20 protein-coding genes and 1 pseudogene are annotated in these 20,757 nt (G+C 64.4%); 14 read left to right on the forward strand and 7 right to left on the reverse strand.

From position 1 onward, the window contains the following. Positions 1-33 precede the first annotated feature (33 nt). Entirely contained in the window at positions 34-879 is an 846-nt protein-coding gene (gene nadE, locus R3P93_RS02525) for an ammonia-dependent NAD(+) synthetase (protein WP_149405511.1), read from the reverse strand. Between the two features lie 12 nt (positions 880-891). Between nadE and R3P93_RS02530 the strand changes: the two genes are divergently transcribed. Then, positions 892-1,722 (forward strand): fructosamine kinase family protein, encoded by an 831-nt coding sequence (locus tag R3P93_RS02530; RefSeq protein ID WP_394855240.1) that lies wholly within the window; start codon positions 892-894, stop codon positions 1,720-1,722. 35 nt (positions 1,723-1,757) lie between these two features. Here R3P93_RS02530 and R3P93_RS02535 read toward each other — a convergent pair whose 3' ends face one another. After that, a complete protein-coding gene (locus tag R3P93_RS02535) occupies positions 1,758-2,357 on the reverse strand; it encodes a TetR/AcrR family transcriptional regulator (protein ID WP_094688826.1) in 600 nt (199 codons plus the stop codon). Between the two features lie 104 nt (positions 2,358-2,461). On the opposite strand from R3P93_RS02535, the gene R3P93_RS02540 reads away from it, so the two are divergent. From R3P93_RS02540 to nrdF, 7 genes are all read left to right on the forward strand, one after another. Continuing rightward, positions 2,462-3,028 (forward strand): NAD(P)H-dependent oxidoreductase, encoded by a 567-nt coding sequence (locus R3P93_RS02540; RefSeq protein WP_317532350.1) that lies wholly within the window; start codon positions 2,462-2,464, stop codon positions 3,026-3,028. Between the two features lie 41 nt (positions 3,029-3,069). After that, positions 3,070-3,192: a type B 50S ribosomal protein L36 gene (gene ykgO, locus R3P93_RS02545; protein ID WP_037189801.1), complete on the forward strand. Its 123-nt coding sequence runs from the start codon at positions 3,070-3,072 to the stop codon at positions 3,190-3,192. Positions 3,193-3,602: 410 nt separating this feature from the next. Further along, positions 3,603-3,836 carry a redoxin NrdH gene (locus R3P93_RS02550; RefSeq protein ID WP_068045912.1) on the forward strand — a complete coding sequence of 78 codons (234 nt, stop codon included), beginning with the start codon at positions 3,603-3,605 and terminating at the stop codon, positions 3,834-3,836. A 24-nt stretch (positions 3,837-3,860) separates the two neighbouring features. After that, positions 3,861-4,322: a class Ib ribonucleoside-diphosphate reductase assembly flavoprotein NrdI gene (gene nrdI / locus R3P93_RS02555; protein ID WP_149405515.1), complete on the forward strand. Its 462-nt coding sequence runs from the start codon at positions 3,861-3,863 to the stop codon at positions 4,320-4,322. Between the two features lie 36 nt (positions 4,323-4,358). Then, a complete protein-coding gene (gene nrdE, locus R3P93_RS02560) occupies positions 4,359-6,524 on the forward strand; it encodes a class 1b ribonucleoside-diphosphate reductase subunit alpha (protein WP_094670108.1) in 2,166 nt (721 codons plus the stop codon). 67 nt (positions 6,525-6,591) lie between these two features. Beyond that, a complete protein-coding gene (locus R3P93_RS02565; RefSeq protein WP_317532351.1) occupies positions 6,592-7,986 on the forward strand; it encodes a DUF2252 domain-containing protein in 1,395 nt (464 codons plus the stop codon). Between the two features lie 160 nt (positions 7,987-8,146). After that, positions 8,147-9,112 (forward strand): class 1b ribonucleoside-diphosphate reductase subunit beta, encoded by a 966-nt coding sequence (nrdF, locus tag R3P93_RS02570; protein ID WP_008717549.1) that lies wholly within the window; start codon positions 8,147-8,149, stop codon positions 9,110-9,112. A gap of 23 nt (positions 9,113-9,135) precedes the next feature. Here the strand turns inward: nrdF and R3P93_RS02575 are convergent, their stop codons facing one another. The 4 genes from R3P93_RS02575 to R3P93_RS02590 all read right to left on the reverse strand — a co-directional run bounded on the left by R3P93_RS02575 (position 9,136) and on the right by R3P93_RS02590 (position 11,915). Then, a complete protein-coding gene (locus R3P93_RS02575) occupies positions 9,136-9,333 on the reverse strand; it encodes a hypothetical protein (protein ID WP_037189794.1) in 198 nt (65 codons plus the stop codon). A gap of 3 nt (positions 9,334-9,336) precedes the next feature. Then, complete coding sequence (locus tag R3P93_RS02580) at positions 9,337-10,254, reverse strand: SPFH domain-containing protein (RefSeq protein WP_188078574.1); 918 nt, start codon at positions 10,252-10,254, stop codon at positions 9,337-9,339. A gap of 97 nt (positions 10,255-10,351) precedes the next feature. Then, positions 10,352-10,825, reverse strand: coding sequence for an NUDIX hydrolase (locus R3P93_RS02585; RefSeq protein ID WP_149405518.1), 474 nt, complete (start codon positions 10,823-10,825; stop codon positions 10,352-10,354). Between the two features lie 4 nt (positions 10,826-10,829). Beyond that, positions 10,830-11,915, reverse strand: coding sequence for an ABC transporter substrate-binding protein (locus tag R3P93_RS02590; RefSeq protein WP_394855241.1), 1,086 nt, complete (start codon positions 11,913-11,915; stop codon positions 10,830-10,832). 302 nt (positions 11,916-12,217) lie between these two features. Between R3P93_RS02590 and ctaD the strand changes: the two genes are divergently transcribed. From ctaD to yczE, 4 genes and pseudogenes are all read left to right on the forward strand, one after another. Then, entirely contained in the window at positions 12,218-14,008 is a 1,791-nt protein-coding gene (gene ctaD, locus R3P93_RS02595) for an aa3-type cytochrome oxidase subunit I (RefSeq protein WP_068045815.1), read from the forward strand. Between the two features lie 146 nt (positions 14,009-14,154). After that, the gene (gene serB, locus R3P93_RS02600; protein ID WP_068045812.1) at positions 14,155-15,381 is read left to right on the forward strand and encodes a phosphoserine phosphatase SerB; all 1,227 of its coding nucleotides are present in this window, start codon (positions 14,155-14,157) and stop codon (positions 15,379-15,381) included. Then, a complete protein-coding gene (locus R3P93_RS02605; RefSeq protein ID WP_317532352.1) occupies positions 15,378-16,184 on the forward strand; it encodes a peptidyl-tRNA hydrolase in 807 nt (268 codons plus the stop codon). Before serB ends, R3P93_RS02605 begins: the two co-directional genes overlap by 4 nt. A 65-nt stretch (positions 16,185-16,249) precedes the next feature. Then, positions 16,250-16,831: pseudogene (gene yczE, locus R3P93_RS24680) on the forward strand (membrane protein YczE); the annotation flags it as partial. Between the two features lie 11 nt (positions 16,832-16,842). On the opposite strand, the gene glgX reads toward yczE, so the two are convergent. Continuing rightward, positions 16,843-19,008, reverse strand: a complete 2,166-nt coding sequence (gene glgX / locus R3P93_RS02615; RefSeq protein WP_394855242.1) for a glycogen debranching protein GlgX — start codon at positions 19,006-19,008, stop codon at positions 16,843-16,845. Positions 19,009-19,039: 31 nt separating this feature from the next. On the opposite strand from glgX, the gene R3P93_RS02620 reads away from it, so the two are divergent. Both R3P93_RS02620 and R3P93_RS02625 read left to right on the forward strand, forming a co-directional pair. Further along, complete coding sequence (locus R3P93_RS02620; RefSeq protein ID WP_068045832.1) at positions 19,040-19,882, forward strand: ABC transporter ATP-binding protein; 843 nt, start codon at positions 19,040-19,042, stop codon at positions 19,880-19,882. A 48-nt stretch (positions 19,883-19,930) separates the two neighbouring features. Then, positions 19,931-20,746, forward strand: a complete 816-nt coding sequence (locus R3P93_RS02625) for an NUDIX hydrolase (RefSeq protein ID WP_283346999.1) — start codon at positions 19,931-19,933, stop codon at positions 20,744-20,746. The last annotated feature ends 11 nt before the right edge of the window (positions 20,747-20,757 follow it).

Consider the following 20,757-nt stretch of genomic DNA (forward strand, 5'->3'; position numbering starts at 1 on the left):
GTACACCCCGCCGCCGACCCGTGGCTGCCCGATTCAGCTGCTTCTCTTCCACCAATCGTCGAACGGCGTCACGGGCACCGTGCGCTTGTGACGGGTTGCGAGGAACATCTTCTCCAGCTTGTCGGCGACCTCGTCGGTGACGTCCTTGCCCTCCAGGTAGTCGTCGATCTGCTCGTACGTGACACCGAGCGCTTCCTCGTCGGGTAGCGCAGGTCGATCGTCTTCGAGATCTGCGGTGGGAACCTTGCGCCAAGTGCTCTCGGGTGCGCCCAGCTCGCGCAGCAGTGCCGCACCCTGGCGCTTGCTCAAGCCGGTCAGTGGGGTCAGATCGACGCCGCCGTCACCGAACTTGGTGAAGAAGCCGGTGATCGCCTCGGCGGCATGATCGGTGCCCACGACGACGTAGCCGAGTTCGCCTGCAAGGGCGTACTGCGCCACCATGCGCTGGCGAGCCTTGATGTTGCCGCGGACGAAGTCTCGGATTCCGGCACTACCGAGTGCTTCCGCCGTCGCGGCCGCTGCGGCGTCGGCGGCGTCCTTGATGTTCACCGTCACCGTGCGGTCGGGATCGATGAACTTCAGCGCGATCGAGGCGTCGTCCTCGTCGGCCTGCACGCCGTAGGGGAGGCGAACGGCGACGAACTCGGCCTCGTGTCCGTCTGCTCGGAGCTCCGTCGCAGCCTGTTGGGCGAGCTTGCCGGTGAGCGTGCTGTCCTGTCCGCCACTGATGCCGAGCACGAACCCCGAGGCAGGCGTCGACGCCAGGTAGTCCTTGAGGAAGTCGACTCGCCTGCGGACCTCCGTGATCGGGTCGATGGTCGACTGCACGGCCAGCTCGCGCATGATCCCCGTGCGCAATTCCGAGTTGATGTGTCCCATCACGTCATCCTAATGACGAATGCCGGGGCAGATCTCGCGCCGTGCGTAGTGTCGGTGGTCGTGAGTGCAACCTCCGATACCTTCGTCAAGCGAAACCCCCAGGCACACCCCGACTTCTACGCCGCCGAGGCCACCGGGCTCGGGTGGCTCGGCGAGGCCGGGGCCCCGGTCGTCGGGGTCGTCGGGCACGGCCGGGCGTACATCGAACTCGAGCGGCTGGTTGCGACCCGTCCCACGCCTGCCGGAGCCGAACGGTTCGGTCGCGCGCTCGCCGCGACACACTCGGCCGGAGCCGCCGGGTTCGGTGCGCCACCCGTGGATACCGACGGCGTCGCCTTCTCGGGTCAGCTGTTCATCGGATCCCGGCCCATGAGCAGTACGGTGCACCGATCCTGGGGAGCCTTCTACGCGGCCGAACGAGTGTTGCCGTTTCTCCGAATCGCGGTCGACGCCGGAACCGTGACGTCGGAGGAGGCGTCGATCGTCGAATCGGCGTGTGGACGCATCGCGGACGGCGACTTCGACGATGCAGAGCCGCCGAGTCGTATTCACGGCGATCTCTGGAACGGCAACGTGTTCTGGACCGACGCGGGAGTGGTGCTGATCGATCCGGCGGCGCACGGTGGGCACCGCGAAACCGATCTGGCGATGCTGGCGCTGTTCGGTTGCCCCCACCTCGACGTCGTCGTCGGCGGCTACGAGACGGTGCAGCCGTTGCGAGCAGGGTGGCGCGAACGCACAGCACTGCATCAGCTGCATCCACTCGCCGTTCACGCAGCCGGTCACGGCCGCTCGTACGGCACCGCGCTGCACGCGGCGGCCGCCGCCGTCGTCCGTCTTTGAACGCAGGAGCTACCGAGTGCGAGTTGCCCCGATGGCTATCGGACTCGAGTTGCCCTGCGTACCAGGTCTTCCCAACCGTCGGCAAGGCGATCCATCGGCATTCCCAGATCGCGGTACTGATGGAGGACCAGGGTGGCTTCGAGTGGTGTGAGCAGCCAGTACGCGAGCAATTCGAGATCCCCGTCCACCTCGGCGGCGCGGAGCAGCGACAGCACGTGGGTGAAGTTGACCATGTGCGCCGGGGCGGAATACCGCGCGTCGTCGGCGCTCTCCGCGGCGCGGAGCACTTCCCCTTGAACGTTGACGAATTCCAGTCGCGCTCGGCCGAAGGCGACGAGACGATCGATCGGGTCGGCTCCCGGGCCCAGCGGCGGATCGCCGAACATGAACGAGTGTTGCAGTTTCTTCTCGGTGTGGTCGAGCAACGCACGCATCAACCCGGCCCGGTTCCCGAAGCGACGGAACACGGTGCCCTTGCCCACTCCGGCCTTGGTGGCCACCGCGTCCATGGTGATGGCGTCGGCTCCGACGGCCGCCACCAGATCCGTTGCGGCATCGAGGAGAAGGCGACGGTTGCGTGCTGCGTCGCACCGTTCGGATTCCTCGCCCGCTATGGGCAGCATGGGGCCGGTCACAGACGAAGCCTACCTTGCCGGGAACATAAATGGACCACGGTCCGTTTGGATGGTAGGAATTGACACGACGATCACGTCATCCGAACTCGCGAAGGAATAACCTCATGTCAGACGCTCATGTACTCGTTCTCGTCGGAAGCTTGCGCGCCGAGTCGGTGAACAAGCGGATCGCCGAGACTGCTGTCATCGTGGCACCCGCCGGTGCCGAGGTAGTGGTCTACGACGGACTCGGAGATGTCCCCTTCTACAACGAGGACATCGACGTCGAGGGATCGGTGCCCGAGGGTGCACTCGCTCTGCGGGCCGCTGCCGAGAAGGCCACGGCGTTGTTGCTGGTCACGCCCGAATACAACGGCACCATTCCGGCCGTGCTGAAGAACGCCATCGACTGGCTTTCGCGCCCCTACGGTGCGGGTGCCATGGTGGGCAAGCCGGTCGTCGTCATCAGCGCTTCCCCCAGCGGCAACGGAGCGAAGTGGGCGCACGAGGACACCAGCAAGGCCGTCCGCATCGCCGGCGGAACGGTTCTCGAGGATGTTCGGCTCTCCATCGGTGGCACCGTCGACAAGTTCGGCTCGGCCCACCCGCGTGAGAACGCCGAGGTCTTCGGTGAGATCGGCCACGTCGTTGCCGAACTGGTGAAGGCCGCCGACGAACTCGTGAGTGCCTGACCCGTTCGGTTATGGGAATCATTTTCATGTAGGGTTGCGGCATGAAGGTGAGAAACTCGTTGAAATCGCTCAAGAACAAGCCCGGCGCACAGGTGGTTCGACGCCGTGGCACGGTGTTCGTGATCAACAAGAAGGAACCGCGGTTCAAGGCGCGCCAGCGCTGACCACTGCGTGATCGCCGAAGGGCCCTCGGAGAAGTTCGAGGGCCCTTCGGCGTGTCGTGGGGAGGGTCGGCGGTTCTCGGTACACGTCATGGCCCCGGCCCGGTCTCCCTGTGACGAACAACATGCAAGCAATGTGACGTGCGACACGCCGATATCGGCCGATTCTCGCGGCTCGACAACGCCGTGACCAGCGAATACCAAGCATGTTGTTCGCAACATCTCGTGTTCTAGGCAGATGTCGAACACTAGGTGTAGTGTTTGACCAACCGAGAGACCACAACTCGAAGAGCCTGCACACATGGGTTCGAGCAGGTCGAAGTCGCCCTGAGCGGGAGATGTTCTCGGTGCCACACGCAGAGCACATCGGTCGCGTCGGTTCACCCGATGGCGACAACGGAAAGAGGGACACCATGAGCATCACCGTTTACACCAAGCCCGCCTGCGTTCAGTGCAATGCCACCTACCGCGCCCTCGACAAGGCCGGTATCGAGTACTCCGTCATCGACATCTCGCAGGACCCCGAAGCGCGCGACTACGTCATGGCTCTCGGCTACCTGCAGGCTCCGGTCGTCGTTGCCGGTGACGATCACTGGTCCGGCTTCCGTCCGGACCGCATCAAGAGCCTTGCAGCGAACGCTGCTTGAACAGAACGAGGAAGTGAGTGAGCGGTGAGTTTCCAACCGCAGTCCACCCACTCACTGGTCTATTTCTCCAGCGCGTCCGAGAACACTCACCGCTTCGTCTCGAAGCTGGACATTCCCGCGACACGCATTCCACTTCGTGATCCGGACGGCACCTTTCGTGTCGACACTCCCTACGTCCTCATCGTGCCGACGTACGGGGGAGGGGTCACGTACTCCGGGCGCGACACCAACTACGTCCCCAAGCGTGTGATCAAGTTTCTCAACGACAAGCACAATCGGTCGTTGATCCGAGCTGTCATCGCTGCCGGAAACACGAACTTCGGTGACTCGTTCTGCTTCGCGGGAGATGTCATATCGCAGAAGTGTGCAGTTCCGTATCTCTACCGATTCGAATTGATGGGCACCCCCGAGGATGTAGTGCGGGTCCGCGAGGGGCTGGAGGACTTCTGGGAACGTGAAGTCCGACGCGCCGCCCACACGCACTAGAGCACCACCCACCACATACCCAGTAGGAGCATCGCCGTGGCACCGACCATCACCGACGCAGGACCCGTACCCAGCACCGTCCGCGGCGACGGCGACATGGACTACCACGCGCTCAACGCGATGCTCAATCTGTACGGCCCCAACGGTGAGATCCAGTTCGAGAAGGATCGCGAGGCTGCCAATCAGTACTTCCTGCAGCACGTCAATCAGAACACCGTGTTCTTCCACGATCTGGACGAGAAGCTGGACTACCTCGTCGAGGAGAACTACTACGAGCCCGAGGTTCTGGACCAGTACTCTCGCGAGTTCGTGAAGTTCCTGATCAACCACGCGTACTCGAAGAAGTTCCGGTTCCCCACGTTCCTCGGGGCGTTCAAGTACTACACCTCGTACACGCTCAAGACGTTCGACGGCAAGCGTTACCTCGAGCGGTTCGAGGACCGGGTGTGCATGGTGGCGCTGACGCTGGCCGCAGGCGACGAGGCCCTGGCCACCGATCTGGTCGACGAGATCATCGCAGGCCGCTTCCAGCCCGCGACGCCCACCTTCCTCAACTCCGGCAAGAAGCAGCGCGGCGAGCCCGTATCGTGCTTCCTGCTGCGTATCGAGGACAACATGGAGTCCATCGGTCGCTCCATCAACTCGGCCCTGCAGCTGTCCAAGCGTGGTGGCGGAGTTGCGTTGCTGCTGAGCAACATTCGCGAGGCCGGCGCGCCCATCAAGCGCATCGAGAATCAGTCCTCGGGTGTCATCCCGATCATGAAGCTGCTAGAGGATTCGTTCTCCTATGCCAACCAGCTGGGTGCGCGTCAGGGCGCGGGCGCGGTCTACCTGCATGCTCACCACCCCGACGTCTACAAGTTTCTCGACACCAAGCGTGAGAACGCGGACGAGAAGATCAGGATCAAGACGCTCTCGCTCGGAATCGTCATCCCGGACATCACGTTCGAGCTGGCCAAGAAGAACGAGGACATGTACCTGTTCTCGCCGTACGACGTCGAGCGCATCTACGGAGTCCCGTTCGCAGACATCGACGTCTCCGAGAAGTACTACGAGATGGTCGACGACAAGCGGATCCGCAAGACAAAGATCAAGTCGCGCGAGTTCTTTCAGACTCTCGCCGAGTTGCAGTTCGAGTCCGGCTACCCGTACATCATGTACGAGGACACCGTCAATCGCGCGAACCCGGTGAAGGGCAAGATCACTCACTCCAACCTGTGCTCGGAGATCCTTCAGGTCTCCACGCCGTCCACGTTCAACGACGACCTTTCGTACAGTCATGTCGGCAAGGACATCTCGTGCAACCTCGGTTCGCTGAACATCGCCAAGACGATGGACTCGCCCGATTTCGGCAAGACCATCGCCGTGGCCATTCGCGGACTCACCGCAGTGTCCGATCAGACGCACATCTTCTCCGTGCCGTCGATCGAGCAGGGCAACAACGATTCTCACGCAATCGGCCTCGGGCAGATGAATCTGCACGGCTACCTCGCCCGGGAGCGCATTCACTACGGCTCGACCGAGGGCATCGACTTCACCAACATCTACTTCTACACGGTGCTGTTCCACGCTCTCCAGGCATCGAATCAGCTGGCCAAGGCTCGTGGGCAGTACTTCAAGGGGTTCCCGGACTCCAAGTACGCGTCGGGTGAATTCTTCGACAAGTACACCGATCAGGTCTGGGAGCCGGCCACACCCAAGGTTGCGAAGTTGTTCGCCGATGCGGGCGTATCCGTTCCCACTCAGGCGGATTGGACGACGTTGAAGGCGTCGGTGCAGGAGCACGGGATCTACAATCAGAACCTGCAGGCCGTCCCGCCGACCGGTTCCATCTCGTACATCAACAACTCCACCTCGTCGATTCACCCGGTGGCGTCGAAGATCGAGATTCGCAAGGAAGGCAAGATCGGCCGCGTCTACTACCCGGCACCGTATCTCGACAACGACAACCTGGATTTCTACCAGGACGCGTACGAGATCGGGTACGAGAAGATCATCGACACCTACGCTGCTGCAACGCAACACGTCGATCAGGGCCTGTCTCTGACGCTGTTCTTCAAGGACACGGCCACCACTCGTGACATCAACCGCGCGCAGATCTACGCATGGCGTAAGGGCATCAAGACGCTCTACTACATCCGCCTGCGCCAGTTGGCCCTCGAAGGCACCGAAGTGGAGGGTTGCGTGTCCTGCATGCTGTAGTCGACTCGGTCGGTCGGCCTGTGGCGAATACCGCGATATCGCGGTGCGCCGCGGAGCATAATCAGGCATGGACACCGAAGCGGGCGACGAGGTCGAATCCGATATCGATGTGACAATTGCTCGGAAGGACGCACGTCCTTCCGAGCAATTGTCGCGTGGTCGACACGCCCGACGGCGCGTACCCCGCAGCGGGTTGGGCGAGTGGGATCCAGCCTCACGTGGCCATGATGCGCTCGAAACGGTGCTGGCGCAGAACACCATTCGGGTGCCGGAGCTATTACCGATCCGCTACGCCCGTATGTCCGCGTCGCCGTGGACCTACTTCCGTGGGGCCGCGGCCGTGATGGCGGCCGATCTCGCGTCGACTCCGCACACCGGCATCGAGGTCCAGTTGTGTGGCGATGCCCACGTGTTGAACTTCGGATTGTGGGCCACCCCCGAACGGAACCTGTACTTCGATCTCCGCGACTTCGACGAGACGCTGCCGGGCCCGTTCGAGTGGGATCTCGAGAGGCTGGCGACGTCTCTGGTGGTTCTCGGTCGCGAGAACGGGGTCGATGCGCGGCGCTCCGATCGGGCGGTCGCAGCGATGACAGCGGCGTACTGCAGAAAGATGAGGGCGTACGCGAAGACCCCGGAGATCGACATCTGGTACGACCGCATCGACGTCGCGGGATTGCTCGGTCACTTCTCGTCGGGCATCGCCCGCCACGCCGAGAAACTGATCGAAACGAAAGCCGAGCGTCGTACCAGCCGTGGGGCGTCCCGCAAGTTCACCGAGACGAGGGACGGGCGTAGACGAATTCGCGAGGACGCGCCTTTTCGCACCCACGTGGGTGATTCCCAGATCGAGCTCGTGCAGGCGGTCATCGCCGGTTACAGCGAGTCGGTCGACGACCATATCTGGAGTCTGCTGTCCAGGTTCCGAGTTCTCGACGTGGTTCGGCAGGTGGTCGGCGTCGGGAGCGTAGGGATGCGGGTGTATCTGGCGCTGCTGGAAGAACGGCGGACGGGCGACCCGTTCTTCCTGCAGATCAAGCAGGCGGGGCCGTCGGTGTTCGAGCGGTTTCTCGAACCGAGCAGGTACGACAATCACGGTGCGCGCGTGGTCAGCGGACAGCGAATGCTGCAGAGTGCCACCGATATGTTCGTGGGATGGACTGCAGTGGGGGACATGAACTTCTACGTTCGGCAGTTTCGTGACATGAAGGTCATTCCCGACGGCGAGATCATCGGGCCGTACCTCACCGAATTCGCAACCGCATGCGGTGAGGTGCTTGCACGAGCGCACGCCCGAAGTGGTGACGCGGAGGCGATCGCCGACTACCTCGGACGAGGAGACAAGGTCGGTCGGGCGATGGTGGCTTTCGCCCACGCCTACGCCGATCAGAACGAGCGCGATCATGCGCAGTTGGTCGAGGCCATCGAAGCCGGAACCGTCCCGTGCTCGGTGGGGTGGTGACAGACCGAAGCAGGCGTAGGGGTCGTCGCTGCGGGCGACACTCGCGGCACACTTTGTAGTGCCTACCGGACTTGTCGGACACAACGGGTAGTGTTCGTGTCAGCGACTTTTCACGCAGTTCCGTCCCAGTTCTCGCTCATCGACCTGTAGGTAGGCACCCATGGTAAAGCTCATCGATCGCGTCTCCGCGATCAACTGGAATCGGGTCCAGGACGACAAGGACTCCGAAGTGTGGGAGCGCCTCACCAGTAATTTCTGGCTGCCGGAGAAGGTGCCGGTGTCAAACGACATTCCGTCGTGGGCAACGCTGACCGCCGTCGAGAAGCAGTTGACGATGCGTGTGTTCACCGGATTGACACTGCTCGACACCATTCAGGGCACCGTCGGCGCTGTCAGCCTCATTCCGGATGCCATCACTCCCCACGAGGAGGCGGTGTACACCAACATCGCGTTCATGGAGTCGGTGCACGCCAAGAGCTACAGTTCCATCTTCTCCACCCTCAGCTCCACCCGCGACATCGACGACGCATTCCGCTGGTCCGAGGAGAATGTCAACCTCCAGCGCAAGGCCGAGATCGTCCTGAACTTCTACCACGGTGACGATCCGCTCAAGCGCAAGGTCGCGTCGACGCTGCTCGAATCGTTCCTGTTCTACTCCGGCTTCTACCTGCCGATGTACTGGTCCTCACGGGCCAAGCTCACCAACACCGCTGACCTGATCCGTCTGATCATCCGCGACGAGGCCGTGCACGGGTACTACATCGGGTACAAGTACCAGAAGGGTCTCGAGAAGGTCAGCGAGGCGCAGCGCGAGGAACTCAAGAACTACACCTTCGAGTTGCTGTTCGAGTTGTACGACAACGAGGTCGAGTACACCCAGGACCTCTACGACGAGATCGGCCTGACCGAGGACGTCAAGAAGTTCCTGCGCTACAACGCCAACAAAGCACTGAACAATCTCGGCTACGAGGGCCTGTTCCCCAAGGACGAGACGGACGTCAACCCGGCGATCCTGTCGGCGCTCTCACCCAACGCCGACGAGAACCATGACTTCTTCTCCGGTTCGGGTTCCTCGTACGTCATCGGCAAGGCCGTCAACACCGAAGACGAGGACTGGGACTTCTGAGCCCGTTCGCCACGCCGGGACGCTCACGAATTCGGTGGGCGTCCCGGCGGGCGAATGTCCTCGGCGTCCTTGGGCATTCGGCCCTTCTCGCTCAGAGCGCGGCGCAATAGGAACTCGATCTGAGCATTGGTGCTCCGCAACTCGTCGGAGGCCCAACGGGCGAGAGCGTCGTGCACCGCTGGGTCCAACCGCAGCAGAATCTTCTTACGCTCGACGGCCATGGCTCACTGGTACAGCGATCCGGTGTTGACGACCGGTTGCGTGTCTCGGTCGCTGCACAGGACCACGAGCAAATTCGACACCATCGTGGCCTTGCGCTCCTCGTCGAGCTCGACGACGTGCTTTTCCTCCAGCTTCCCGAGCGCCATCTCCACCATTCCGACGGCACCTTCGACGATCTGCTGACGGGCGGCGATGACCGCGCCTGCCTGCTGCCGCCGCAACATTGCCTGAGCGATCTCCGGGGAGTAGGCCAACCGGTTGATTCGGGTTTCGATCACCTCGACACCGGCCGAACGTACCCGTGCGTGCACCTCCTCCGACATGGCGGCAGTGATCTCGTCGGCGTTCTCCCGCAACGACATTCGCCCTTCGGCGTCGTACGGGTAGCTGCCGGCGATGTGCCGGACGGCGGACTCGGTCTGGACGGCGACGAACTCCTCGTAGTCATCGACCTGGAACGACGCCAGTGCAGTATCGGCGACCTGCCAGACGACGATGGCGGAGATTTCGATCGGGTTGCCGTCGGCGTCGTTGACCTTGGATTGTCCGGTTTCGTGGTTGCGGATTCGGGTCGAGATGGCCCTGCGATACGTCAACGGATTTGTCCAGCGCAGCCCCGGCGTCCGCAGGGTGCCGCTGTACGAACTCCCGAGGAGCTGAAGAACGCGAGCCTGATTCGGTTGCACCAGCGTCAGGCCCATGAGTGCCGGAAGTGAGAGGACGAACAGTACGACCCCGGTCACGATCAGTCCGACGACGGAGAAGACCAGTCCGACCGTGAACGCAACGATTCCGCCGAGAAGCAGCGCGAGGCCGATGCCGAGCATCGACCAGCCGGGTAGATCCCATCCCGGGCGCTCGGCGATGGTGGTGGTCGGAGTACCCGTCGGCTTCTCGGCGACGGTTGCAGGTGCGGACATGAGAACCTCCCTCTCGATGGTGATATTAAAGTGATATCACATTACGAATCGAAAGGGGGAAGGTTCGGTCGAACTGTGTCCTCGGTGCGGTCGGGAGTCAGCGCCGGAACCACGCCGACGGTTCGTCGGCGATGGCCTTCTCGATTCGCAATCGCGAAGTGGCCGTGAGGTTTTCGGGGAGCGCGTCGAGTGCGAACCAGGCAACGTCGAGATTCTCGTCGTCGGCCACATGCGGGATGCCGCCGGTGTATCGAGCGAGGAACGTGATGTCCAGATACTGCGCGACGTCGCCGTTGGGGTAGGTGATCGGCTCCGTCACGTCGACGCTCGTCAAGCGCTCGATCGAGGCGTCCACCCCGGTTTCCTCGCCGATCTCACGCAGCGCTGCCGGGGCGGGTTCCTCGCCCGGTTCGAGAATTCCCGAGACCACGGCCCAGGTGTTGTTGTCCGCTCGCAGAGTCAGCAGCACGCGCCGGTCGTCGTCGAGAACGACTGCGCTGACACCGGACAACCACAACGGCGACGTTCCGACGACACTGCGCAGAGCGCGGACGAATTCGGGAATCGGCATCGCGTCAGGAGACGTAGGCGTTCAGGGAGGCGGACAGGTCGTCCAGAACGGCCCGTGCCGCGACGACGCCGCTGCCCGACCACACCGTGTCGTCGACGGCGAAGACCCGACCGTCGGTGACAGAACCGAGAGCGTGCCACGCATCGGAGTCCATCACCTCGCGCCCGAAGCTCTCGCCGTCGGGGCCCGCGAATCGCACGTAGACGATGTCTCCCTCGACCGGCGTGAGGTTGTCCGACTCGACCGAGAACGTGGCGTCGCGCTGGCTCTGGGGCCGGCCGACTCCGACCTCGTCGAGTATCTGGCCCGCGAACGAGTTCGGTCCGTCCACCTCGATGGAATCCGCAGCGAATCGGACGACGGACGCCTGAGTCTGGGTGGCGTCGATCTCACGACCGACTCGTTCGGCGTCGGCGGAGAACGATGCGAGTGCCTCGAATGCCGCTTGGCCGCGACCGAGCGCCGCCGCGGACTGCAGAAAGGTGTCTTTCCAACCCTGCCCCGTTGCGGTGAAGACGGTCGGGGCGATGGCTGTCAGCTCGTCGTACATAGTCGATCCGAGCGACTCGGCACCGAGGATCAGATCGGGGTCGAGGGCGGCGATGGCATCGATGTCGGGTGAACCCACCGGCCCGACGGACGGAACGGACGCCAATCCGGTGCCCAGGTACAGCGGTTGGTCTCCGTCGCCCCGGAAATCGGGGTCGATCGTGGCCGCCCCGACGACGCGCTCCCAGATGCCGACCGCGCAGCTCGCGTCCAGGCCTGCGGCATCGAGCACGACGATGCGCTGGGGGTCGGCCGGAAGGACGCTGATGCCCTCGGCATGTCCGACGGGTCTGGTGTCACCCTCGATGCCGGTCGGATCGAGTGGTGCGAGGGCGGGGCACAGACCCGCGGTGTCCCGGTTGTTGCCGACCACTCCGGCACCGGCGATGTTCGTGGTGGTGCGAACGATGGTGGATGCGTCGTCCTGCGACTCGGAGTCGGAACAACCGACCAGCGCCAAGGCGGCGGCGAGGCACACGGAGGCGACGGCACCGATCCTGCGCGGCGCACACGAACGGGGGACTCGTGGATGGAGTGGCAACGCGGGACTTCCTTCGACGGGTCGGGTGGTCTCACACAGTATCGGAAGGCGGCCGTCGCAGAACACCCGAACGGGCACCGCGGAGCGTGCGGAATCGGCAACTCCCGCGGCGTCCCCGACTGCGCCGGAAAGGCCGACAGCGCAGGCAGATCGCGCGATCCGGGCACGGCCGATCGGGCCCAATACGACACACGGTAGGACCGGTTCGGCAAGCGTCGGTCCGAAGGTCTACGATTCGAGGAGCGCACGACTAGATGACGTCGCCTCGTGGTTCGAGGTCCGACGCGCAATCAGGAGGATCTGTGACTGCCCTAGCGCCTAGGCCCGCACCTGCGGTGGATGCTGCTCGGCCGTTCCCGCCGCGGACGGGACCGAAGGGGTCGTTCCTGCACAAAGCGGTGACGACAACCGATCCCAAGGTGTTGGGAATCATGTACATCGCGACATCGTTCGCGTTCTTCCTGGTCGGTGGACTCATGGCGCTGCTGATGCGCGCCGAGTTGGCCATACCGGGAATGCAGTTCCTGTCCAACGAGCAGTACAACCAGCTGTTCACCATGCACGGCACCATCATGCTGCTGCTGTACGCGACGCCGATCGTGTTCGGATTCGCCAACTACATCCTGCCGCTGCAGATCGGTGCCCCCGATGTCGCGTTCCCACGGTTGAACGCGTTCTCGTACTGGCTCTACCTGTTCGGTGCCCTGATCACCACGGCCGGGTTCATCACTCCCGGTGGCGCAGCGGACTTCGGTTGGACCGCGTACACCCCACTGACGTCGGCTCTGCACTCGCCGGGCGTCGGCGCGGACCTGTGGATCATGGGCCTGGCCGTTGCCGGTCTCGGCACCATCCTCGGTGGCGTCAACATGATCACCACGGTGATCTGCCTGCGCGCCCCCGGTATGACGATGTTCCGCATGCCGATCTTCACCTGGAACATCCTGGTGACGTCGATCCTGATTCTGCTGGCCTTCCCGCTGCTGACGGCGGCGCTGCTCGGCCTGGCGGCCGACCGTCACCTGGGCGCGCACCTGTTCGATCCGGCCACCGGTGGCGTGTTGCTGTGGCAGCACCTGTTCTGGTTCTTCGGCCACCCCGAGGTGTACATCATCGCGCTGCCGTTCTTCGGAATCGTCTCCGAGGTGTTCCCCGTCTTCTCGCGTAAGCCGATCTTCGGCTACTCGGGTCTGATCTACGCGACGATCGCGATCGCCGCTCTCTCCATCGCCGTGTGGGCGCACCACATGTACGCCACCGGCGCTGTGCTGCTGCCGTTCTTCTCCTTCATGACGTTCCTCATCGCTGTGCCCACCGGTGTGAAGATCTTCAACTGGGTCGGCACGATGTGGCGAGGCCAGGTGACACTGGAAACGCCGATGCTGTTCTCGATCGGGTTCCTGATCACCTTCGTCTTCGGTGGTCTGACCGGTGTTCTGCTGGCATCGCCGCCCATCGACTTCCAGGTCACCGACACGTACTTCGTGGTCGCCCACTTCCACTACGTGGTGTTCGGCACCGTGGTGTTCGCGACGTACGCCGGCATCTACTTCTGGTTCCCGAAGATGACGGGCCGGATGATGGACGAGGCTCTGGGCAAGTGGCATTTCTGGCTGACGTTCTTCGGATTCCACGCCACGTTCCTGGTGCAGCACTGGCTCGGAAACGAGGGCATGCCGCGTCGGTACGCCGATTACCTTCCCTCGGACGGGTTCACCGAGTTGAACGTCATCTCCACGGTCGGTGCTTTCATCCTCGGTGCCTCGACACTGCCGTTCGTGTGGAACGTGTTCAAGTCCTACCGATACGGCGAGGTCGTCACAGTCGACGATCCGTGGGGCTACGGCAACTCGTTGGAATGGGCCACCTCGTGCCCGCCGCCGCGACACAACTTCACCGAACTGCCTCGGATCCGTTCCGAGCGTCCGGCGTTCGAGTTGCACTACCCGCACATGGTCGAGCGGATGCGCGCGGAAGCGCACGTCGGGCCGGGAGCGCACGGCGGTAAGACCACCGCAGTGCTCGAACAGGCCCGCCGGGCCCCGATCGCCACCAGCGATCACGAAGGGTCAGGAGACCCGGACCCCAAGTAGTCCACAGCGCAGCGAGAGCCCCTCCCGGCTACCGGGTGGGGCTCTTCGCTTGCGACAATCTCGTGGCGTGTTCGGGCTCGCTCGTCCACGACAGGTGACACGAAGACCTATCCGGCCGCTGGGGCCGTGCACGAAAGGGAGATTCGGTGACTTCGAGTGACACCGCAGTGCTGGTGACGGTGACGGGACCCGACAAGCCGGGCGTCACATCGGTGCTGTTCGCAGCACTGTCACGGCACAACGTCAGTCTGCTCGACGTCGAGCAGGTGGTCATCCGCGGCAGATTGACACTGGGCGTTCTCCTGTCCTGCCCGCGCGATCCCGAGGCGCTCCAGGAGGAGCTCGAGGACGCGATGGCGACGGTCGGTGTTCACGTCGATGTCGAGATCGACACCGCGCGGGGCGGTGGTCAGAGCTTGGCCACCCACGTCGTCGTCGTTCTGGGACGACCCGTGACAGCGCGCGCTTTCAGCACCATCTCCCGTGAACTCGCCCGCCAGGGCGCGAACATCGATTCCATACGCGGAATTGCCGACTATCCCGTCACCGGCCTCGAACTGCAGGTGACCGCGACCGACACGTCGCCGGATGCCGACCTGCAGTTGCGCACGGGGCTCGCGGCCATCGCCGCCGGAATCGGCGTCGACATCGCGGTGCAGCGCGGCGGAATCGCACGGCGATCCAAGCGACTGATCGTGTTCGACGTCGACTCCACGCTCGTCCAGGGTGAGGTCATCGAAATGTTGGCTGCCCGCGCGGGACGCGAGGACGAGGTACGTGCGGTCACCGAAGCTGCCATGCGCGGTGAGATCGACTTCGCGGAGTCGCTCGAACAGCGGGTCGCCGTGTTGGCGGGACTCGACGAATCCGTCATCGACGAAGTGGGCGAAAGCCTGGAACTGACCGCGGGGGCCAGAACCACCATCCGCACCCTGCGGCGTCTCGGCTTCGCCTGCGGCGTCGTGTCCGGGGGATTCCGACAGGTCATCGAGGGCCTCGCTCACGAACTCGAACTCGATTACGTCAAGGCGAACACCCTCGAGATCGTCGACGGCAAGCTCACCGGACGAGTCATCGGAGAAGTGGTCGATCGTGCTGCGAAAGCGACCGCACTGCGTGAATTCGCGGCGCAGTCGGGAGTGCCGATGGAGCAGACCGTCGCCGTGGGCGACGGAGCCAACGACATCGACATGCTCACCGCAGCAGGCCTCGGGGTTGCCTTCAACGCCAAGCCTGCGTTGCGAGAGATCGCCGACACCGCTATCTCCCATCCGTACCTCGATGCGGTCCTGTTCATCCTCGGCGTCACCCGCAACGAGATCGAAGCCGCGGACGCAGTGGACGGGGGAGTCCGCCGCGTCCCGATCCCGTGACCGGCGATCCCGTGACCGGCGATCCCACTCCCGGCGACACATCGGATGACGTGGTGGCCGAGACTGTGGTCGAGGAATTCTCACCGGAGAACACGTTCGTCTCGCGCCACGCCGAGCTCGCTCGTGGGTACGGCGGAGCGGAGGACCCGGCAGATCCGTCACAGGTTCTGGCCATGCCGTTGGTGCTGCACATCCCCAAAATCGATCCGCCTCTCCGTAGTGAGTTGCTCGAGGCGGCTGCGCGAGCAACCGTTGCGCTGTGCCTGGACCCACGAGTGGGCGTGGGCGCGTCGTGGAACGAGGCCTTCACCGAGTGGACGTCGGCACGCATCCGAAAAGTTGCCCGACGTGCACGCGGTGCGCAGTGGCGTGCGGCGCAGGATGTTCCGGGTGTGACGGTCGACGTCGGGGGAGCGTCGGCACGCGCATTCGTGCCCGGTCGGGTCGGAGAGCTGGATCCGCGGATCAAGCGGCTGCAGATCGGTGGGACCGACGTGCCGGCCGAAGACGAACCGTCGGTCTCGCCCGGCCCGGTGCTGTGGATCGACGCCTCCCTGTCGATGACGGTCGGCAAGGCAGCGGCTCAGGTGGGGCACGCGTCGATGCTGCTGGCGGGTGCGATGAGCACTGCACAGTGCCGTGAGTGGGCTACGGCGGGCTTCGAATGTTCGGTCAGATCCGCGAATCCGGAACAATGGACGCGCGCGCTGGGCGAGGTTCACGCTGGACGTGCCGTCGCGGTGCGGGATGCAGGTTTCACCGAAGTGGCACCGGGTTCGACGACCGTGATTGCCGTTCCCTAGATCTGGGGTCCACTGTCGCACAAGTGGCTATGCCGAACATATCCAGTAGCCCCGAGACTGGAAGCATGTTCACCTCACCACGTCGTGTTGTCGCCGGTCGCCGGCTTCCTTCTCGGTTGGCCGCCCTCTACGTGGGGCTGTGGCTGTACGGGGCGTCGATGTCGCTGATGATCGCCGGTGGACTGGGCGTCAACCCCTGGGATGTCTTTCACCAGGGTCTCGAGAGTCACCTCTCGCTCAGCTTCGGAACCATCACCGCCATCACCGGCGTGGCCGTCCTGCTGATGTGGATCCCGCTGCGGCAACGCCCCGGTCTGGGCACCGTGAGCAACGTGGTGGTGATCGCCGTTGCGGTGGACGCGACGTCGGCGGTGTTGCCGCATCTCGACGGGCTCCCGATCAGGACCCTGGCCATGGTGTCGGGCATCGTGGTCAACGCGTTCGCAACCGCGCTGTACATCGGTGCCGGGATGGGTCCGGGGCCGCGAGACGGACTGATGACCGGTCTGGTGGCCAGGACCGGATGGTCGATTCGCCTCACCCGCACCGGAATCGAGTTGACGGTGGTGCTCACCGGTTGGTTGCTCGGTGGGACGCTGGGCGTCGGGACGGTTCTCTATGCGCTCGGAGTCGGTCCGCTCGTGCAATTGTTCATGACTCATCTGCCTGCGCTGCGCAGTACCAGGACTGTCGATCCGGTCACCGATATCGTCGAACCCGGTTCCAGCGCAGTGGTATCCGCGGGCACGCCGTCCACGCACGAGGAATCGAGGACCGGAACGAACCGCGACGACGACCAACTCGGGCACGCCAGAGTGATGTCGGCGGGGCCGCCGGAATGGAGGACGAGGAGCGAGCTGGCGTCGTCGACCTGCCCGCCGTCGGAGGCATAGGAGCGGACGTCGGAACCGTCCACCCAGGCCTGAATGGTGCGGACCGAGTCGTCGTTCCATCGGTCCGTGTCGAATTCGACTCCGGCGGAATCGAACCACACCAGATCGGGTCGGCCGGTCGGTGTCGCGCGGCCGGTGAAGAACTCCTGTTGACGCAGTGTCGGAGCGCTCGCTCGGACGCGGAGCAGTCGACCCACGAAGCGAATCATGTTCTGATCCGCACTGTCCCAGTCGATGGCCCAGGCGTCCGCCGCCGGTGCATCCTCGGCGATGCAGTACGCGTTGTTGTTGCCTCCCTGGCTGTGTCCCAGTTCGTCGCCGGCGAGCAGCATCGGTGTACCGGTGGAGAGCGTCAGGGTCGCCAGTAGTGCTCGGACATGGCGTCCCCGAGCCTCGACGACGGATGGGTCGTCGCTCGGCCCCTCGACGCCGTGGTTGACCGACGAGTTGTTGTCGGTACCGTCCCTGTTCTCTTCGCCGTTGGCCTCGTTGTGTTTGTGCTCGTACGACACCAGATCTCGGGCGGTGAACCCGTCGTGCGCGGTGACGAAGTTGATCGACGCCCACGGTAGGCGTCCGCCGCCCGCGAAGAGGTCCTCCGAACCGGCCAGACGCGAGGCCAATTCGCGGACGCCGTGCTGGCCCGCCCAGAAGCATCGCACCGTGTCGCGGTAGCGATCGTTCCATTCCGACCACGCCACCCCGAAGTTGCCGACCTGATAGCCGGCACCGGTGGCGTCCCACGGCTCGGCGATCAATTTGACCCGAGCCAGGACCGGGTCGGTGGCAATGGCGGTCAACAACGGTGCGCGAGAATCGAATCGCCAACCGCCGGGCCGACCGAGAGTGCTGGCGAGATCGAATCGGAACCCGTCCACACCCATGTCCTCGACCCAGTACCGAAGGCTGTCGCACACCATCCTCACGACCGCGGGGGACGCGGAATCGAGAGTGTTGCCGCAGCCGGTGAGATCGACGTCCGATCCGCGTCCGTCCAGCAGGTAGTAGCCGGGCGCATCGAGCCCACGCCAGCTGATCGAGGGGCCGTCGACCGCGGATTCGCACGTGTGGTTGTAGACGACGTCGAGGATCACCTCGATCCCGGCAGCGTGCAGCGCGTCGACCATGGTGCGAAATTCGTCCACCTCCTCACCGGGAACAGCGGCGAAACGCGGATCCGGTGCGAAGTACGCACCCGTCGAGTACCCCCAGTGGTTTCGCATACCTCGGGCGCGGACGCCGGGTTCGGTGAATGTGGTGTGTACGGGCAACAATTCGACCGACGTGATGCCGATGCGTGCGAGATGTTCGAGGACCGCGGGCTCGGCCAGCCCCAGGTATGTACCGCGAAGATGCTGGGGCACAGCAGGATTGCGGGCAGTGAACGACCCCACGTGCAGCTCGTACAGGACGGTTCGGTCCCACGGTACCTCGGGGCGCGCGGGACGGCCGACGCGATCGGCAGCTGCGCGGACGACGCCGAGCGGGAGGTGCCCGAGCGAGTCGCGAGAACTGGGCGCGCCGAACGGGTCGTCCTCGTAGGCGAGCAACGCCGACGGGTCTCCGAATGCGCCGATCACCTGGCGTGCCGCGGGATCGAGCAGAATCTTCGCACCGTTGAACCGGCGGCCGGAGTGCGGATCCCACCTCCCGTGGGCACGGAAGCCGTATCGATCACCGGGCTGCACTCCCGGGACGAAGGCATGCCGAATTCCGAACGTGCGGGTGGTCAGTTCCACCCGTCGTTCACCGCCGTCCGGATCGATCAGACACACCTCGACTCCATCGGCCTCGGGCGCATGGACTGCAAATTGCGTGCCAGTCGGCAACGCGGTGGCACCCAGTGGGAACGGTGATCCGGGCGGGTTCGAGGCGGACTCGTCGCCGGTGGTCCGGTGGGAGCTACGAGGCAGATCGTCATTGGGCGACACGCGTGCACATCCTGCCGTGAATGCGCGGTCGATGTGCGGGAAGATAGGCGTCGTGTCTGAACCGGATCCCGACCTGCTCGTAGATTTCACCGACGTAGTCGTCCGCCGCGGCGGTGCGACCCTGGTGGGACCCGTCACCTGGAAGGTGGAACTGGACGAACGGTGGGTGGTCCTCGGCCCGAACGGTGCCGGAAAGACGTCTCTGCTGCGCATCGCTGCGGCCGAAATCCATCCCACGTCCGGTGTCGCCCACGTTCTCGGCGAGGTCATGGGCAAGGCCGACGTCTCCGAACTCCGACCGCGGATCGGTCTGTCGTCCTCCTCGCTGGCGCAGCGCATTCCGGCCGACGAACTTGTATCCGATCTGGTGGTGTCCGCCGGCTACTCGGTGTTGGGGCGCTGGCGTGAGAAATACGACGCGGTCGACACCGAGCGTGCAGTGGAAATGCTCGAGAGCCTCGGTGCCGAGCATCTCGCCACCCGCACCTACGGCACGCTGTCGGAAGGCGAACGAAAGCGCGTTCTCATCGCCCGCGCTCTGATGACCGATCCCGAACTGCTGTTGCTGGACGAGCCTGCGGCAGGGCTCGACCTCGGTGGACGCGAGGAACTGGTGGCGCGGCTGACCGACCTCGCTGCCGATCCAGACGCCCCCGCGACCGTGCTGATCACCCATCACGTGGAAGAGATTCCGCCGGGATTCAGTCACGCGTTGCTGCTCAAGGAAGGCGGGGTGGTGGCGCAGGGACTGGTCGACGACGTCATCACCGCAGAGAATCTGACCGAGGCGTTCAGTCAGTCGATCGCACTCGATCGCGTCGACGGTCGCTTCTTCGCGCGGCGGACCCGCGCTGCCGGGGCGCACCGCCGATAGAGCGGACCGATCGACTCCGCTGCGCAATGCAGCGGTACGTTCCCTTTCATGAGCTCGAACAGTGCTGCCGATCACGTACAGGCCCGGGACGCCTCGACGGTCATCTTGATTCGTGACGGCCTGTCACGACCCGACATCGAGGTGTTCCTGCTCGAACGTGTCGGTGGCATGGCCTTCGCGGGTGGCATGACGGTGTTTCCCGGTGGCGGCGTCGACCCCTCGGACGCGGCAGCTGACGTCCGCTGGGCAGGACCGCCGCCGTCGTGGTGGGCCGAGCGCTTCGGAACCGACGAGGGCAAGGCGCAGGCCCTGGTGTGTGCCGCGGCGCGCGAGACGTTCGAGGAGTGCGGTGTGCTGCTGGCCGGCTCGACACCGGATTCGATCGTTGCCGACACCGCTCCGTTCGCGGGAGAGCGGGGTCGGCTCGAGCGCCGTGAGGTGTCGTTCGCCGAATTCCTCACCGCCCACGACCTCGTTCTGCGATCGGATCTGCTCCGGCCGTGGTCGCACTGGATCACCCCGGTGGGCGAAGCGCGACGGTACGACACCCGGTTTTTCGTCGCAGTGCTGCCCGAGGGGCAGAATGCGGACGGCGAGACCAGCGAGGCGGCGTCGGTGAGCTGGCGCTCCACCGGTGACGCACTGGCGGACTGGCGGTCGGGGAACACCATCCTCCTTCCGCCCACCTGGAGCCAACTCGACGCACTGTCTCGGTTCGACACCGTCGCACAGGTCGTCGACCACGACCGCGAGATCGCCCCGGTTCTGCCGATCCTCACCCGCGACGAGGGGACTGTCCGGGTGCTCTTCGACGGCGACGACGCGTACTACGCCGGAACGCGCCATCCCTGGTCGGATCGCTAGTCCTCGGCCCG

Source organism: Rhodococcus cerastii, from assembly GCF_033042195.1.
Lineage (GTDB): Bacteria > Actinomycetota > Actinomycetes > Mycobacteriales > Mycobacteriaceae > Rhodococcoides.